This window comes from Mesorhizobium sp. M0340, assembly GCF_040321535.1.
In the GTDB taxonomy this organism is placed as follows: Bacteria; Pseudomonadota; Alphaproteobacteria; order Rhizobiales; family Rhizobiaceae; genus Mesorhizobium.
The window spans coordinates 43,126-57,577 of sequence record NZ_JAMYRR010000025.1; the positions used below are offsets into that span (position 1 = coordinate 43,126).

Below are 14,452 nucleotides of genomic sequence, written 5' to 3' on the forward strand. Positions count from 1 at the left end.
GGCCTGTGACGCTGGGGTGTGACAAATTGTGATCGGAATTAACCATAGATCTCAATCGGAACGCATTCGTATTCTTGATGAATCATCCGATTCAGCGCCGGTTGCCGGCACGGTGGATATTTCAGTTCCGTGCGATATATTCTGGGAACACTTTCGTCAGGCGCACCGATGGTCAAAATGGAACGCCTGCTTTTTCTGGGTCGCAAATCGCGAGTTGGTCCAAGGTCGGCAGCTTATTTGGGCATTCCAGCCCATCAAACGCTGCTATCTCTATCGAATGCCCGCATGGGCGCGGATCGTGGAGCTTGTGCCGGGGCAAAGGGTAACCTGGGAAGTTACCGCGGTGCCCGGCATGTACGCCCGCCACACTTACTCGGCGGAGGACTTGGGCTTCGGCCGGACGCGATTCGGTTCTTGGGAAAAGGCCATGGGTCCCGGCTTTCGATTAATGGAGCGCTTTTGGACGGCACATTTCATGTTCGTGAATCACGAGTCGCTAACCGGTGCGCAACGTCTGGAAACGATTTACAAGAATCACGGGAGCCTCGGTGATCCGGCATGGTATCGAGAGGCATGATACATCTGCACTCATACGGAAATAATCCGGCACAACCGCCGCTTGTGGTAATCCCTGGAATCGACGGTTCTATCGGCAGCGTGCAACCAATAGTGGAGGAACTCCGGCAGGACCGGCGGGTCATCCTTGTTGACTACACAACGGAAACTGAAAAGACGTTAGATGCGTTGTCCACCTCGATTGCGAATGTTTTGCGCGAGGAGGTCCGCGGTTCCTTCGATTTACTGGGCCAGTCGATCGGTACCATTTTAGTTGCTCAGGTGTCGATGCAAGGCCTTCCGGTCCGCCGCGTAGTGCTGATTTCTACCTTTCTGCGGCTTACCGACTTCAAGCTGAAGCTCAGCAACTTGTTGGCTGGCGTGTTGCCGCGCCGACTGTATAGAATTTTTTCTCGACCGGTTCTCAAATGGGCATGTGGGCCCGTGGGCGACGGGTATCATCATCCCTTCTTTGACAAGTCTGCCGAAAGCGATCCAAGACACATAATAAAAAGGACTGGTTGGGAGATTGGCCGGGATTTCCGCCAGGACGTTGGCAGCATATCTCAGCGGTTGCTCATACTTATGGGAGCAAAGGATCGTTTTGTACCGAACGTGCAGCGTGAAATTCACCAGCTGAGAAGCCTTCTCGTTCGTCGGGATGCAAAGGTAGTCGCGGTACCAGGGGCTGGCCACGTCCTACTACCGACATCGGCTATCGGATTTGCCGTCCTGCAGATTAGGGAATTCCTGACGTGACGAATCGTGCCCGCGCCGGGCTCTGGGCTGGTCTCATAATTGCATTGGCGACAACGGCCTTTCTTTTGGCCGGGAGGTTCATGCTTCCGGAAGGAATGGATCTCCGGCATATGGCTCTGTTTGTCGATCCGGCGAAACATTCGCGATTGGCTCTGGCGATCGGTGCGCTAAATCATATTTTGGCAGGATCGGTGATCGGGCTGCTATACGGCCAGCTGGCGCCGCGCTTCACTCCTATGACGGGCATTGCGGCTCTCATGATTTCATGGGCGGCGTTGATGCTGGTGGGGCTGCCTTTGACCGGTCGCAGTCCTTTCGGCATGGAGGATGGTGTTTCTCTAGCAGTATGGACGCTCGCGCTACACATTGCTTTTGGAGCTGCGTTAGGCGTGCTGGCGAACCTGACGTTGGCTAGGCTCGCCCGACCGAACTATTGAGAACCTTCATGTCGCCCGCCGTTGTCGCGACGGTCTGTCTTCCCTGACCTCACACACTTCCAAGCGCGAAGCGCCATGCGCCCTGAGCCGAATGTGCCGCTGTCGATAGCCGAAGCTCCGGCGCTCGTTGGCAAGGTCGCGTAGCCGGCTGCGCAGTTCCGTCGCAGGTGGGCGATGATCTCGCGAGCAGCGCCACAAAGGAACATGCCGCTCCGACAGACATCGTGGCCTGGATCGATTCGGAACTACGGTCAGGACGCTCGTTGGAAAGGCGATTTTCTAAATACGCCAATTTCACATCGTAGAGTTTGTTTGTTTGGCCCCCAAGCGGTTCAATTTGCGCTATGGTAGCGTGATCCCACGTTTTCTCTGGTGAGGAGAGTTGCGATGAGTACTATCGAAAAGTCACTTTTGTCCGCCGTCGCCCTGACCGCGCTTGTCGCGTTCAGCGGCAACGCGTGGGCTGACATCCTGATCGGCGTTGCCGGTCCGATCACCGGTCCGAACGCAGCGTTCGGTGCCCAGCTTCAGAAGGGTGCCGAACAGGCAGTCGCCGATATCAATGCGGCGGGCGGCGTTCTTGGCCAGCAGCTCAAGCTTGAAGTCGGCGACGACGTCTCCGATCCCAAGCAAGGCATCTCGGTCGCCAACAAGTTCGTCGCCGACGGCGTCAAGTACGTCGATGGCCACTTCAACTCCGGCGTCTCGATCCCGGCGTCGGAAGTCTACGCCGAGAACGGCATCCTTGAGATCACGCCGGCCGCGACCAATCCGAAGTTCACCGAACGTGGCATGTGGAACACCTTCCGCACCTGCGGACGCGACGATCAGCAGGGCAAGGTCGCTGGCGACTATCTCGCCGCGAATTTCAAGGATGCCAAGATCGCTGTCATCCATGACAAGACGCCTTATGGCCAGGGCCTCGCCGACGAAACCAAGAAGGCGCTCGCAGCCAACGGCGTGACTGAGGCCATGTATGAAGGCATCAATGTCGGCGACAAGGATTTCTCGGCCCTCATCGCCAAGATGAAGGATGCGGGCGTCTCGGTCGTCTACTATGGCGGCCTGCACACCGAAGCCGGCCTGATCATACGCCAGCTCGCCGACCAGGGCCTCAAGGCAACCTTTATGTCCGGCGACGGCATCGTGTCGAACGAATTGGCCTCCATCGCCGGCGACGCCGTCGATGGCACGCTGATGACATTCGCTCCGGATCCGCGCAAGAATCCGGACGCCAAGGAACTCGTCGAGAAGTTCCGTGCGGCCGGCTTCGAGCCTGAGGCCTATACCCTCTACTCCTACGCAGCGATGGAAATCATCGCGGCCGCCATCACCAAGACCGGCTCAGCCGATGACGCTCAGAAGGTAGCCGAGACCATCAAGTCGGCCGGCCCCTGGAAGACTGCGATCGGTGAGATCGGCTATGACGCCAAGGGCGACATCACCCGTCCGGATTATGTTATATACGAGTGGCAGAAGGGTGACGATGGCAAGTCTATCTATAAACCGCGCTGCCCACCTTTTTGCCACTGAAGGCCTTGGTCGTGGGGAAACTGAATCATATATTTTTGACCGTACGGTCTCCCCGGCCTCGAGCTGAACTGAAACAAAAGCTAAGTGCTCGTGATGCGGTAGCTATATACCTTTCTCTTTTATTATCTTTAGCAAATTTCATGGTTGTATTCCATGGATTTCTTTTTGGTCCTTCTGTAATAGTGGTAAACACTCCTAGTCTCACGTTATATCATCAGGGATGCTATAAAGGACTAAGATTTAGCGAGATGGTTATTCAAATTAATTTTGCAAATAATTCGCTGTCCGGAAAAAATGGGATATTAACTTTGATATCCGCTGAGCTAAAATCTAACGAAAGGAGCGCAATTTTTATGGCCTCAAACGAGGTGTCGATTTCTGGCACTCAAAATTCGACAAAATACGATGAGATTACGAATGTCTTGGAGACTGATCTTAGCTATAATGAAAGCCAAAAGGTAGTATTTTGTAGAGAAGATGGAAATTACTTCCGTAATGCTGCAATAACGACTATAGAAGGAAATGTAGAAGCGGTTTCCGTTGAAGAGTCCAATGTTAAAAGTATGAATATACGATTTTCGCCTGTTGACGAAGATATATCGCATAATCTTTCGATAGGCGAAGCAAAAAAGATGCTGAAAGACAAGAATATTAATGGGTACTCATTGTTGCTAAGCTATAAATTAATAAATGATGGCATAGTTGACAATTTATTCAGAAATAACGAGCGAAAGCTTATATGCAAATTGCAATCTCATAACGATCTTTATGCGGTCTATATCTCTCAAGGATGGGTAGACATAAATCTATTGAGTTGCGAATGACGCGGCTCCGCTCATATTAGTCATATTCTGCGGCAAAAATGCGTGGAAGATAAGGTAATTTGAGGATAATTTATGAATAGTTCTTCCATAACCAACAGCAATTTCATTTATGTCGGAAAACCGCAAGATTGCTCCAGTCCCGTCCCGAGCCTGTCTTTCGTAAGACCGTATGTCCGCCTCTGCCGGTGAGGTGGCTCGCCCTACACTGCGCGTCCGAGGGTTGCTCGGGCGGGCCGAGCCGATCCTCATCACAGGAGGACGAGCCGTGGCGGATTATAGAGAAGCATTTGTCGGAATCGATGTTGCGAAGCTGAAGAACGCTATTGCGATTGCGGAGGTGGGCCGGGAAGGAGAAGTTCGCTTCTTCGGCGAGGTCGACGCGTCGGCTACCAGCATGCGGCGGGTCATCGGCCGGATCGCCAGCCGCTTTGATCACGTGCATTTCTGCTACGAAGCTGGGCCGACGGGGTACGGCCTTTATCGCCTGATCCGGTCGCTCGGGCAGGAGTGCACCGTGGTTGCGCCATCATTGATACCGAGGAAGCCTGGGGATCGGGTAAAGACGAACCGTCGCGACGCTATCTCGCTCGCCCGGCTATTGCGGGCCGGCGAGCTGACGGCGGTTTGGGTTCCCGATGAAGGGCACGAGTCCATGCGGGCTCTCGTCCGAGCCCGAGCTGCGGCAGTTGAGACGCTGCGCGTCCACCGCCAGCAGGTCGGCGCATTCATGCTCAAGCAGGCCGTAGCTATCCGCGCAAGAAGAGCTGGACGATGCGTTATCTGCGCCGGCATCGACAACAGCGGTTCGATTACCCCGCGCATCAGATCGCCCTCCAGGAGATGGTTGAGGCGGTGCGTGTCTCGAAAGAACGGGTCGAACGGCTGGAGCGTGCAATCGAAGAGTTCGTCCCGGCCTGGTCGCTGGCGCCGATCGTGTGGGCGCTTCAGACATTGCGTGGGGTAGACCTGATCGTCGCCGTGACGTTCGTCACCGAGGTCGGCGACGCCAGCCGCTTCGAAAGTCCACGGATATCTCGGTCTCGTTCCCGCCGAGCGCTCAACCGGGGAGACAGTCCGGCGCGGCGGCATCACAAAGGCAGGCAACGGCCGTGTTCGCCACATGCTGGTCGAGAGCGCCTGGACCTATCGACATCCGCCCAAGGTCGGGAAGGCAAAGCTATACCGATTGGAGCAGGCGCCACCGAAGGTGCGCGAGATCGCCTGGAAGGCGCAGTCCCGCCTGACAGCCCGCTACCGCATGCTGAGTGCACGGAGCAAGAAGACAACGGTCGTCTGCACCGCGATCGCCCGCGAACTGGTCGGCTTCATGTGGGCAGTCGCAAGGGCGGCGCGCGCCACCTGATCGCCCGCCGAGACGGCCCACATCTCGCGCATGGGCGGAGGCGGGACCACGGCAGGGGAATGCCCGTCAGACGCTTTGTGGCCGGCAACTGGCCGACGCCCGCAGTAAGATAGGAACAGCCCCGGACGCACAATCGGGTAAGAAGGTCGAGATGCTGTTTGCACACCTCAAGCGCATCTTGAGACTGGACCGCTTGCGCTTGCGCGGACCGAACGGCGCAAAAGACGAATTCCATCTCGCCGCCGCAGCCCAAAACCTTCGCAAACTCGCAAAACTGATACCGATGCCAGAGCCGATGCCGGTCTGAGGGCCGAGCGCCGACATTCAGCTCAAAGGTCCGAAAGTCGCCCCGATCAGAACATCGACTTCTTCAACACAATCGATCAATTGCGGACATTGGCAGACGTTCGCACCCGAAACGCCTTAGCCCAGCCTGGAAACCGGGATCAGAGCGTTTCCATCTCGGAAAATTTCAACTAGGTGCACGTTCTTGAGCCCGTCCCAATATCGCGGATTTATGTGCTCGAAGACGATCATCTGGAACTCTTTTCCCATTTCATTTGCCGTGGTGATGAACTGGTCCAAAAGCTCCAGTGCCAACTTGACCTTTGCGACATCGCTCTGGTCGACGTCCTTCTCGCCCTCCCCGTCCTCCTGATCATCCTCGCCCCAGTAGGGCCTAGAGAACTGATCAATAATCAGAAACGGTGCCACGTGAATGCCGTCGTTCCCCATGATCAGTTCATGCAGACCAAGGAACAGAAACAAGTGGAGGAACATGTGGTTGGAACTGCTGCCGACGTTCTCGGTCGATGCTGTTCTGGGCTTGCGCAGATGAAGCTTCTTTTCCGAGTAATTGAAGGCGGAACGATATTCGCCATAGTTCCCGAGCGCTGCCTTCGTTAGAGAAATATATTCCTGGATTGCCTCATCAAGGGCCCTGGTGAACAGCTCTTGCCGGTCGTTGACAGGTGACACAGCGAGGTCTTCGATTTCAGCTTCCAGGTTTGCGATCAACTGACTGTTGTCTGGAGCCTTTTCTGACTCTGGATCGCCGTACAGCTCAAGCTTGGCTTTCGTTTCGCCGATGAAGATATATTTATCTTTGTCGGTCTCGAAGCTCTCCATCTCGGCGGGAAGGGCTTGAAGGTCCTTTTCGAGCTTCTGGCGCTGAGTTTCCAATGCCTTGATAATTTCGGAGATGTTACTGTCCAACGGCGTCTTTCGAGCAGTAGCGTCTTTAATCTGCTGTAGACCCTCAGAAAGGTTCCTGAGGATGTCGTCGAATACGGATGTACGAATCGTCTCCTCGTAGTTCCTCATCAGATATTCAACGGGCTGGAGGCTATCCGCTGTCTCCTTGAGGGTCACCTTATGATTTCCATACTCCGAAGCGAATTTGCGAAGCCCCCTGATCTTTCGAGAAACGCGGTATATCTGCGAAGAAATTTCCTCATACTGCGCGGATACATACAGATCGGGGCCACTCTCCCGCTCTGTCACCCTTCGCTTCAACGCGGCGACTGAAGCATCTGCGTCTGTATCGTCGGCAACGAGTCCGTACCCCTTCGCCCGCGCGACGGTTTCAGCCAATTGGGCGTTAAACTGATCGCGCTTTTCCTCCGTTTTCGCGGTCAGTTTTTCAAGACGGGCGAGGCTTCGCTCCAACTCAGCCCGTTTTTCTCGCTTCAGTATGTTCTCGACCGTGTCGATCCCCACAGCAATGTCGAATATGCGTGGTAACGCCTCTTGATAGCGAGGCTCGTTCTGCTTGTCGAAAAACTGATCGCTATGCGTGATTATATCTTGAGAGATCGTGTTGAAGAGCAGGAAGTATCGCAGAGACACCCTAGAGCCGGTTTGCAGCGTTCTCCCGCCAAAGGGAATTTTGACGTCTTGGTCGATGCCGAAGTCAGCGCTCAATTGCTTTTTCAAAACGCTTTCGCTGATATTCGGGATTGGGGCGGAGTCCGGCACTTCCCCTATTGAGGAGAAGTAGTAATCAGACGATGTGGTCGTTCCTGCCGGTGCGTGTCTCGCCAGCGTATAGATTTTATCGTTCACATGAATGCGCAGTCCGTACCAGGCGATATTTTCGTTGATAATGCTCTCAGAAATCCGATGCTTGCTCGCGAACATGCAATAATCGACGATGTCCAAGATGGCGGTTTTACCAGTGTGGCTGTCTCCGGTGATCACATTCACCTTGTTCGGCAAGAACGTAACGGACCTTCTTTGTTCGGTCTTGAGCCACAGGTGAAGGCTTTCGATGTAGAATTTCATAGCTCGATCCTCGCATTGAGGTAGAAAACTTCAGCATTGCCGGAAACCAGGGCAGCTATGTTTGGTGACGCGCGCTTAACGCGCTCGGCGCGTTTGCCCATCGATGCGTCAAAAGATAAATCAGACGCAATCACCGCGCCATCGCCCTTCAATTGAAGCACGCCTATCTCATACAAAAATTGGAGGGCATTGACGGTCGGAGTAAGCGACGCAAAGTATCGCTCATTGAAATTGTAGAAGAATTCGATGTTGTCGATCAGATACTGCTCAAAACTGACAAAGCGGAATCTGCCATCTGCAAGTCTTTTTACCATCTGACGATGCGCAACAACTGGCAAAATCAACGCAATTTGGGGAATCTTTAGAAATCCCGCTTCTTTCAGCACAGAGGAGATCGCGAACGCATTGATCCCGAGATTATTGTAATATGAACTGAACTTCACTTGTAGCGGTCTTTCCAGTCGCTCAACCAGCCAATCACCGGTCGATCAGAGAGATCGTAGAACCCGCCATGGCTCATGGGTATCGGAAGCTCCTGCGAAGCAAGCGTCAGCTTTCTCTGCCGCAAATCTCCGACAATCGTACGGGCAGATGCGCCCTCGTCACCAGTTGACTGTTGGCCTGAGTAGGCCTGGAGGAACTTGCCTTCCCACATGACGGAAGCCTCTTCCTCCAAATCGTCAATATCGGATTGGGTGATATCCCCGTCCTGGATCAGTCGTTCCATGTTATCGCGAAAGTGCAGCCGCCTAGTGGTGAACTTCGTATGAAACTCAATGTTATCCTCCGAGATGTCAGTGATATCCACCAATTGCTTGATGAACGTCTGGTCGAGGAGATTGTCCGGCAAAACAGGCGGAAATTTCCTGAAAAGCAGACCGCCGCTCCGAGCTTTATCGAAATGCCGTCGGTATTTCTGGGTGAATTCGTCAAAGCTGATCGCGATTTTCTGCCCTGCCTTGACGGTGGCGTACGAATTTTGCCGTACCTCTGAGTCGATGGCGTGAAAAACGTCGTCAATACGGGATTGGTGTATCTGCTTCTCGGCGATGGACGCTCTACATAGGTTGATGATTTCGTCCTTCCCCAAAGCGAACGACAGGTGCTCAAAAAACCTCTCTGACACGACGGCGTCGAGTGAGAGCACGTCATCGATGTAGCCTTGAATCACCTGGTCTTTGCTTTTCGCCTTGAGCGACGTGATATCAGCGACAAGCTCAGCATGACTTTTGGTGGTAGCTTTGAAGGCTTCAATGGATATCAGAAGGGCGTTTTTGTCGTTTTCTGACTTGTTGGATGCGAGCAGGAAGCTGGTCTTTTTAACAAAGGCAAGCTGAGAATCCGCCGACGCCCGTCCATCCGCCGGGTCGATGATCAATTTGCACCAGTTCGAAATCGATTTCCAAAGATCACTGTCCATCGTCGTAAGGTTGATTGGAGCGCCCTGTGCGCTCGTCTGAACTGTGTGCTTCAGCTGGACAAGTAGATTAGTGCCGTCGGGACGCTCGATATGAACGTCATCTAAAACCTCCAAGCCCACAACTTGGCCGATTTTCAGATTTAGCAGCTCATTTAGAAAGTAATAATACTGGTAGTCGAAACCAATTGATTTATCTTCTGCACTAGTCGTATCGACACGCGACCTTCCGCTCATGGCCTACCAACAGAATTCGAGAAAACACGCCCCAAGTTGGTACCCCGACACCTAGCAGCTGCCAATCGCTATTTCAATTTACTAACAGGGGATTTGGAGCTAAAGATCCGTATCAATTTAACCGATTCTGTCGCTGACTTCGCCTTCTCGGGTCTTGAGAAGGAAGATCTGGAGATTCTCGCTCGGTTGAATAAATCTCGTCCCGTCCGGAACCGGCAGGACTCTGGAACTTTCTGTCCAACTCAGCCTGTGCGGAGGTGGCGAGTATGTCCGCTTTCAGTGGAAGGTTCCGACCGTCCGAAATGACCGATAAAAGGCGCAGAGCCGGCATTGGTTCGGGGCAGATCAGCTCGTCTATTGTGCCCTATGTTTCGGCTTGCCGCCGGCAAATTGCTTCAATGCATTTGCCCGCCTAGAAAGGTGCCCCCTCGGATTCACTGGTCGCTGTCACTTATTCGGACCCTGAAATTGCCTGCCGCCGCGATTTCTCTGACATGTCGACGACAGGGAGCCCTTCCTTTCTGGCCTTGGCAAACGCTCGATCGCTTTCCAGGAACTCTGCCAGCATGAACGGGATCAGTTCCGCTACCGATTCGGACTCGCCATAGGTCTGACGATAAAGCGCCGCATAGTCCTTCAGTGCTTGGTTCAGGTCTGCACTTACGCTTATGGTGATCTTCGAAGGGGTCCGATCCGGAAGTTTGCCGAGTTTCAGATTGGTCATGATGGCTCCAGTCAATTCGGGTACGGCCGTAGCACAAGATCCTTGTGCACGATGACGCGCAGTGGCCAACCAGGGCGGACGGTAATCGTGGGCTGAATATTGAGGTTCTTCTCGGTGATGCGCTGGCCAGCTCGACTGACGTTCTGCTGAGCGGATTCGCGGATTGCTTTGACCAGGTCGCTTTCCTCTTCCCCGAGGCTCAGCTCCGTGCCGACCCCTAGCAACGTGGCCAGCGCAACGCCTTTGATCAGCTGCCAGGTGTGGAAATCCACCTTGTCCTCAAGCCCGGCATAGCCGGCGGTGTCCGTCGCCGGCAGATTGTCGATTTCGATCGAAGAGCCGTCGGGCAGCAGTATCCGTTGCCAGACCAGCAGCGCGCGCCTTTGTCCAAAGGCAACAACGCTGTCATATGTGCCAATCAGGCGAGAGCCTTGCGGAATGAGCAAGGTGCTGCCGGTGACTGTGTCGTGCACATTCTCGGTGACCTGTGCGACGACGAGGCCGGGCAAGTCGGAATTGATGCCAGTGATTAGGCTCGCTGCGATGACGCTGCCGGCCATCAGCTGATACGGCGAAGCCGGCGTCTGCAGTGCATGCAGATTGTAGATCCCACTTGTGTTCCGCTGGCTGACAAAATCGAGCTTGCGCTGTTGATTGTTTGGGTCGCCCTCGGCCGGTGCTACCGAAGCTGAATCGCGTGCGGCATCGGATTGTGGAGCCGTTGCCTCAAAGGGTGGACGCCCGCCCTGCCCGTTGCCGGCGGCATCCGCTTGCCGGGATCGATTTTCGATCCGGAAGAAGACTTGCGATTCGCGCGCCTCAACCGCCTGCTGTGCAAGGCGCTGCTCCTCCGCCGAAACCTCCTGGCCCGGCGCGATGCCCAGCTGGCGTTGGTGCTCAAGGATGGGGCGGCCGAGGTCGCCGGGCAGCGGTGGTCCAAGCACCGGAGGCTTGGGCTTGATCCCGGAATAGTCCTTAGGCAGCCTTTCAATTGCCTCCGCGGTTGGCTTCCGCTCGGTGTTGTAAAGCTCTTCAGCCTGCTCTTTGATGCGCAGTGCCGGTCCTTGCAGCGCCATCATGGTGACGGCTAGAACGGTCCCGGAACCAACAGCAGCAATGGCGACAATAATGCCGCGCTTGAAGCGCACAGCGCGGCGAGGCGAGGCCCGCAGCTGCAGCTGTTCTGGATCGAGTTTCGGTGGAGCATCGGAGCGGGAAGTATCCGTCATGGCCGTCCCTCACCTGCTGGAACGCGAAAAGAGCAATATCCGCCGCGGCGCTTGCCTGCCGTCGGTCCTCGTGATGCGCACCACCTGCTGCTGCTTGGCGCCGAGGCGCAGTTCGGCCGCGGCGAAGAGGCGATCGACGATGTAATAGTTGCCCCGTACGCGGTAGTTGACGAGCTGGTTGTCCCCGTCAGCACCGACGATGAAGAGCGGCGGGGCCTCGCCCTGATCGATGCGGCGCGGAAACTCGATGTAGACCTTGCTGCCATCATCGAACGCGCGCGTCGGCCTCCAGGGCGGCATGTCGCCGGTAATCGAATAGCGGAAGCGAATATTTTCGAGAGCCACATTCGACGCCACTGGCATAGCGGCGTCGGCCTGCGCATTGCGCCGGCGTAGCGCAATGATCTGGTCCTCGCTGTAAGTCCAGGAGATGGCCGCCATGGCGGTCTTATCCGTGCTTTGAAGCTGCAGGTGATAGCTTCGCCGGTCCGTGGTGATCACCAGATTGGTGGCAAGTCCTGGCGCGAAGGGCTTCACCAGCACATGGGTGCGCTGGTCATCGCCGGAGCCACTGACGGTGTCGCCAATTACCCAGCGCACTGTGTCGCCGGCCGACACGGATTGGAGTTTCTCGCCTGACTGCAGAGCGATATCGCTGACGCGCTCCGGTGCGGCATAGAGCTGGTAGAGCGCGCCTTCGGCAAAAGGGTAAACCTGCACCGCATTCACATAGCCATATTTGGTGGGTTGCTGCGTCGCCGCCTTGTTGGCATCGGCAACACGTTCTTCAGGCGAGCGCTTGTCTTCAGCAGCCTTGCCCGGCTCGGGCTGCAACTGGCCGGGCAGCGGCAGCGGTGTCGGCACTTCCACGACCTTGACGGGCTTCTCCGGCGCCTTCTCGATTGCCGCCGGTTGGAACTTGGCAGCATCATAGGAAATCTGAGGTGGCGGCACCGGCCTCGAGGCACAGGCGGAGATGACCGCAGCCGACGTCGACAGGACCAGCGCAGTGCGGAGCGACGAGAGTCTATTTATCATTGGCGGACTCCTTTGGGGGAACGGAAGTCTGCGCGGCACTGTCGAGCTCGCGCGACCAGTCGATGGCATTGATGAAGACGCCGAGCGGGTTTTTGCGTAGCTGATCGGTATTGTTCGGCGGCCGGATCACAATGGTGAGGATCCCGGTCCAACGCGTTGTGCTGGCGAGGCTGCCGCGCTCAAAGACCTGCTCGGTCCATGTGACTTGAAAGGAGCTCTCGGACGCTCGAACCACGCTCGTCACCTGCACCGAGACGCTGCGCGTGCCGATCTTGCCGAACGGATCATTGGCCTTAGCGTACTCGTTGAGAAAGAGGGCTGCACGGTCGGTGGCAAAGTCGTAGGCCGAGAGCCAGTTCTGCCGCACCAACACCGCATCGGTGGAGACGGAGCGGACATTCTGGATGAAATGGCCGAGATGCCAGGCAATCTGGGCATCGTCGGGCTCGTAGGTTTGGATTGCCGGCGCGACAGCCCGTGTCTCACCGAAGCGGTCGACCTCGACAACATAAGGCACGACGCGGCCCTGCATCGACTGCCACAAGAGTCCACCAGAGAGCCCGATGGCCAGAGCGAGGCAGCCAAAGGCCATCAGGCGCCAGTTCCTTGCCTGCACGCGCGCAGTGCCGATGCGCTCGTCCCAAAGTTGGGCGGCCTTCTGGTATGGTGTGACGGGGTGGGGCGTCTTCCCGTAACGCTGAACAGGTCGCTTGAAGAGCATCTAGTCTTCCTTATCGTTGAGAGAGGGGTTGGCGCCGCTTCCACCCCGATCGCCATCGCGGACGGCCTGCGTGGCGGCGTGGCGATGGGCGCGCGCGGTCTGTTCGGAACGCAAGCGCCTCGCCCATGCCGGCGCGGCATTGGCACCTGACGCGGCAGGGTTTCCGGTCATTGATGCGATCGGCGTGCCGCCGGTCGCGGTCCAGGCGGCATCGCGGCCGGCATCAGCGCTGCGCCGGAATGGTTCTGTGGCAGATCGCATTCCCCGCATCGCGGCGCCGCCAGCTGCGCCGACAACGCCCTGCAGTCCAGCAGCTACGCCGGAGAGGCCGGACTCGGGCGATGTTGCACGCCCCATCTGCCAAGCTGTGGAAGCAGCCGATCCCATGGTTGTGCCGGCGCGGACTGCGGCGAGACTGCCGCCGGTTGCCATCCGCGCGCCGGCAAACGCCGCGCCTCCGGCAACGAGCGATGCACCGGCGGCGGCCGCGGTGGTTCCGAGGGCGGCGCCCGCGCCAAGCTGCGGTGCGCCGGAGACAAGGCCCGAGGCAATTCCCGGCCCGAAAATGCCGAGCCCAAGCAGCGCCAGCGCACCCAGCACCTGAGACATGGCCGCGGCCAAGTCCGGCTCCTTGCCCTGCAGGGCGGAAGCGAATTCGCCGAAGAGTGTCGAGCCAATTCCTACAATGACGGCAAGCACCATCACCTTGATGCCCGACGAGATGACGTTGCCGAGCACGCGCTCGGCCAGAAACGCCGAGCGGTTCCAGAGCGCGAAGGGCACCAGAACAAAACCGGCCAACGTGGTGAGCTTGAACTCCAGGATGGTGATGAAGAGCTGAATTGAAAGAATGAAGAAGGCGATGAGGACCAGGAACCAGGCGAGAAGCAGCACGAAGATGGTCAGCGCGTTGCCAAAGATCTCGGGGAAGCCGACTAGCTGGCTCGCTTGATTGAGCAGCGGCCAGGCGCCCTCGAAGCCGGCCGCGGCAATGCGGCCTGGCCGCAGGAGACTGTCGGCGGACAGATTGCCGGCCGATGCGTTGATGCCGAGCCCGGCAAAGGAATGGTAGATGATGTCGGCGAGGTTCTTAAAATTGTTCAGGATGAAGGCGAAGGCGCCGACATAGAGCACTTTTCGGACAAGCCGGCCAAGAACATTGGGCTCGCCGCCGAACGCCCAGACCAGGCCTGCCAGCGTGATGTCGATGCCGATCAGGATGGTGGTGAGAAAGGCGACGTCGCCCGAAAGCAGACCGAACCCGCTATCAATATAGCGGGTAAAAGTCTCCATGAAGCGATCAATGACGCCGAGGTCATTCATGTCGCCGCC

15 protein-coding genes and 1 pseudogene are annotated in these 14,452 nt (G+C 56.6%); 8 read left to right on the plus strand and 8 right to left on the minus strand.

The window, feature by feature from the left end:
• The first annotated feature begins 28 nt into the window (after positions 1 to 28).
• From NKI79_RS27045 to NKI79_RS27080, 8 genes and pseudogenes are all read left to right on the plus strand, one after another.
• A complete protein-coding gene (locus NKI79_RS27045; RefSeq protein WP_352805898.1) occupies positions 29 to 577 on the plus strand; it encodes an SRPBCC family protein in 549 nt (182 codons plus the stop codon).
• Positions 574 to 1,314, plus strand: a complete 741-nt coding sequence (locus tag NKI79_RS27050; RefSeq protein ID WP_352778448.1) for an alpha/beta fold hydrolase — start codon at positions 574 to 576, stop codon at positions 1,312 to 1,314. The genes NKI79_RS27045 and NKI79_RS27050 overlap by 4 nt, the downstream gene beginning before the upstream one ends.
• Complete coding sequence (locus NKI79_RS27055) at positions 1,311 to 1,751, plus strand: DUF6789 family protein (RefSeq protein WP_352805900.1); 441 nt, start codon at positions 1,311 to 1,313, stop codon at positions 1,749 to 1,751. Before NKI79_RS27050 ends, NKI79_RS27055 begins: the two co-directional genes overlap by 4 nt.
• A gap of 396 nt (positions 1,752 to 2,147) precedes the next feature.
• Entirely contained in the window at positions 2,148 to 3,284 is a 1,137-nt protein-coding gene (locus tag NKI79_RS27060; protein WP_352805956.1) for a branched-chain amino acid ABC transporter substrate-binding protein, read from the plus strand.
• 11 nt (positions 3,285 to 3,295) lie between these two features.
• The gene (locus NKI79_RS27065) at positions 3,296 to 4,108 is read left to right on the plus strand and encodes a hypothetical protein (RefSeq protein ID WP_352805901.1); all 813 of its coding nucleotides are present in this window, start codon (positions 3,296 to 3,298) and stop codon (positions 4,106 to 4,108) included.
• Positions 4,109 to 4,277: 169 nt separating this feature from the next.
• A complete protein-coding gene (locus NKI79_RS27070) occupies positions 4,278 to 5,072 on the plus strand; it encodes an IS110 family transposase (RefSeq protein WP_352805902.1) in 795 nt (264 codons plus the stop codon).
• A gap of 54 nt (positions 5,073 to 5,126) precedes the next feature.
• A pseudogene (locus NKI79_RS27075) lies at positions 5,127 to 5,471 on the plus strand (transposase); the annotation flags it as partial.
• Complete coding sequence (locus NKI79_RS27080) at positions 5,374 to 5,778, plus strand: transposase (RefSeq protein ID WP_352805904.1); 405 nt, start codon at positions 5,374 to 5,376, stop codon at positions 5,776 to 5,778. The pseudogene NKI79_RS27075 and the gene NKI79_RS27080, both read left to right, overlap by 98 nt.
• A 116-nt stretch (positions 5,779 to 5,894) precedes the next feature.
• Here the strand turns inward: NKI79_RS27080 and NKI79_RS27085 are convergent, their stop codons facing one another.
• The 8 genes from NKI79_RS27085 to trbL all read right to left on the minus strand — a co-directional run bounded on the left by NKI79_RS27085 (position 5,895) and on the right by trbL (position 14,443).
• The gene (locus NKI79_RS27085; RefSeq protein WP_352805907.1) at positions 5,895 to 7,754 is read right to left on the minus strand and encodes a DUF3732 domain-containing protein; all 1,860 of its coding nucleotides are present in this window, start codon (positions 7,752 to 7,754) and stop codon (positions 5,895 to 5,897) included.
• Positions 7,751 to 8,197 (minus strand): three component ABC system middle component, encoded by a 447-nt coding sequence (locus tag NKI79_RS27090; protein WP_352805910.1) that lies wholly within the window; start codon positions 8,195 to 8,197, stop codon positions 7,751 to 7,753. The genes NKI79_RS27085 and NKI79_RS27090 overlap by 4 nt, the downstream gene beginning before the upstream one ends.
• Positions 8,194 to 9,408, minus strand: a complete 1,215-nt coding sequence (locus NKI79_RS27095; protein WP_352805913.1) for a hypothetical protein — start codon at positions 9,406 to 9,408, stop codon at positions 8,194 to 8,196. Before NKI79_RS27095 ends, NKI79_RS27090 begins: the two co-directional genes overlap by 4 nt.
• A 451-nt stretch (positions 9,409 to 9,859) precedes the next feature.
• Positions 9,860 to 10,132, minus strand: coding sequence for a DUF2274 domain-containing protein (locus tag NKI79_RS27100; RefSeq protein ID WP_352517831.1), 273 nt, complete (start codon positions 10,130 to 10,132; stop codon positions 9,860 to 9,862).
• Between the two features lie 11 nt (positions 10,133 to 10,143).
• Entirely contained in the window at positions 10,144 to 11,361 is a 1,218-nt protein-coding gene (locus tag NKI79_RS27105; protein ID WP_352805916.1) for a TraB/TrbI/VirB10 family type IV secretion system protein, read from the minus strand.
• Between the two features lie 9 nt (positions 11,362 to 11,370).
• Entirely contained in the window at positions 11,371 to 12,399 is a 1,029-nt protein-coding gene (trbG, locus tag NKI79_RS27110) for a P-type conjugative transfer protein TrbG (protein ID WP_352805918.1), read from the minus strand.
• Positions 12,389 to 13,120 (minus strand): conjugal transfer protein TrbF, encoded by a 732-nt coding sequence (trbF, locus tag NKI79_RS27115; RefSeq protein ID WP_352805920.1) that lies wholly within the window; start codon positions 13,118 to 13,120, stop codon positions 12,389 to 12,391. Before trbF ends, trbG begins: the two co-directional genes overlap by 11 nt.
• A complete protein-coding gene (gene trbL / locus NKI79_RS27120; RefSeq protein ID WP_352805922.1) occupies positions 13,121 to 14,443 on the minus strand; it encodes a P-type conjugative transfer protein TrbL in 1,323 nt (440 codons plus the stop codon).
• Between the last annotated feature and the right edge of the window lie 9 nt (positions 14,444 to 14,452).

Coding starts and splice junctions, on each gene's coding strand:
- NKI79_RS27105 (WP_352805916.1), bottom strand. CDS start 11,361: ATGACGGATACTTCCCGCTCCGATGCTCCACCGAAACTCGATCCAGAA.
- NKI79_RS27095 (WP_352805913.1), bottom strand. CDS start 9,408: ATGAGCGGAAGGTCGCGTGTCGATACGACTAGTGCAGAAGATAAATCA.
- trbF (WP_352805920.1), bottom strand. CDS start 13,120: ATGCTCTTCAAGCGACCTGTTCAGCGTTACGGGAAGACGCCCCACCCC.
- trbG (WP_352805918.1), bottom strand. CDS start 12,399: ATGATAAATAGACTCTCGTCGCTCCGCACTGCGCTGGTCCTGTCGACG.
- NKI79_RS27100 (WP_352517831.1), bottom strand. CDS start 10,132: ATGACCAATCTGAAACTCGGCAAACTTCCGGATCGGACCCCTTCGAAG.
- NKI79_RS27050 (WP_352778448.1), top strand. CDS start 574: ATGATACATCTGCACTCATACGGAAATAATCCGGCACAACCGCCGCTT.
- NKI79_RS27070 (WP_352805902.1), top strand. CDS start 4,278: ATGTCCGCCTCTGCCGGTGAGGTGGCTCGCCCTACACTGCGCGTCCGA.
- NKI79_RS27085 (WP_352805907.1), bottom strand. CDS start 7,754: ATGAAATTCTACATCGAAAGCCTTCACCTGTGGCTCAAGACCGAACAA.
- trbL (WP_352805922.1), bottom strand. CDS start 14,443: ATGAATGACCTCGGCGTCATTGATCGCTTCATGGAGACTTTTACCCGC.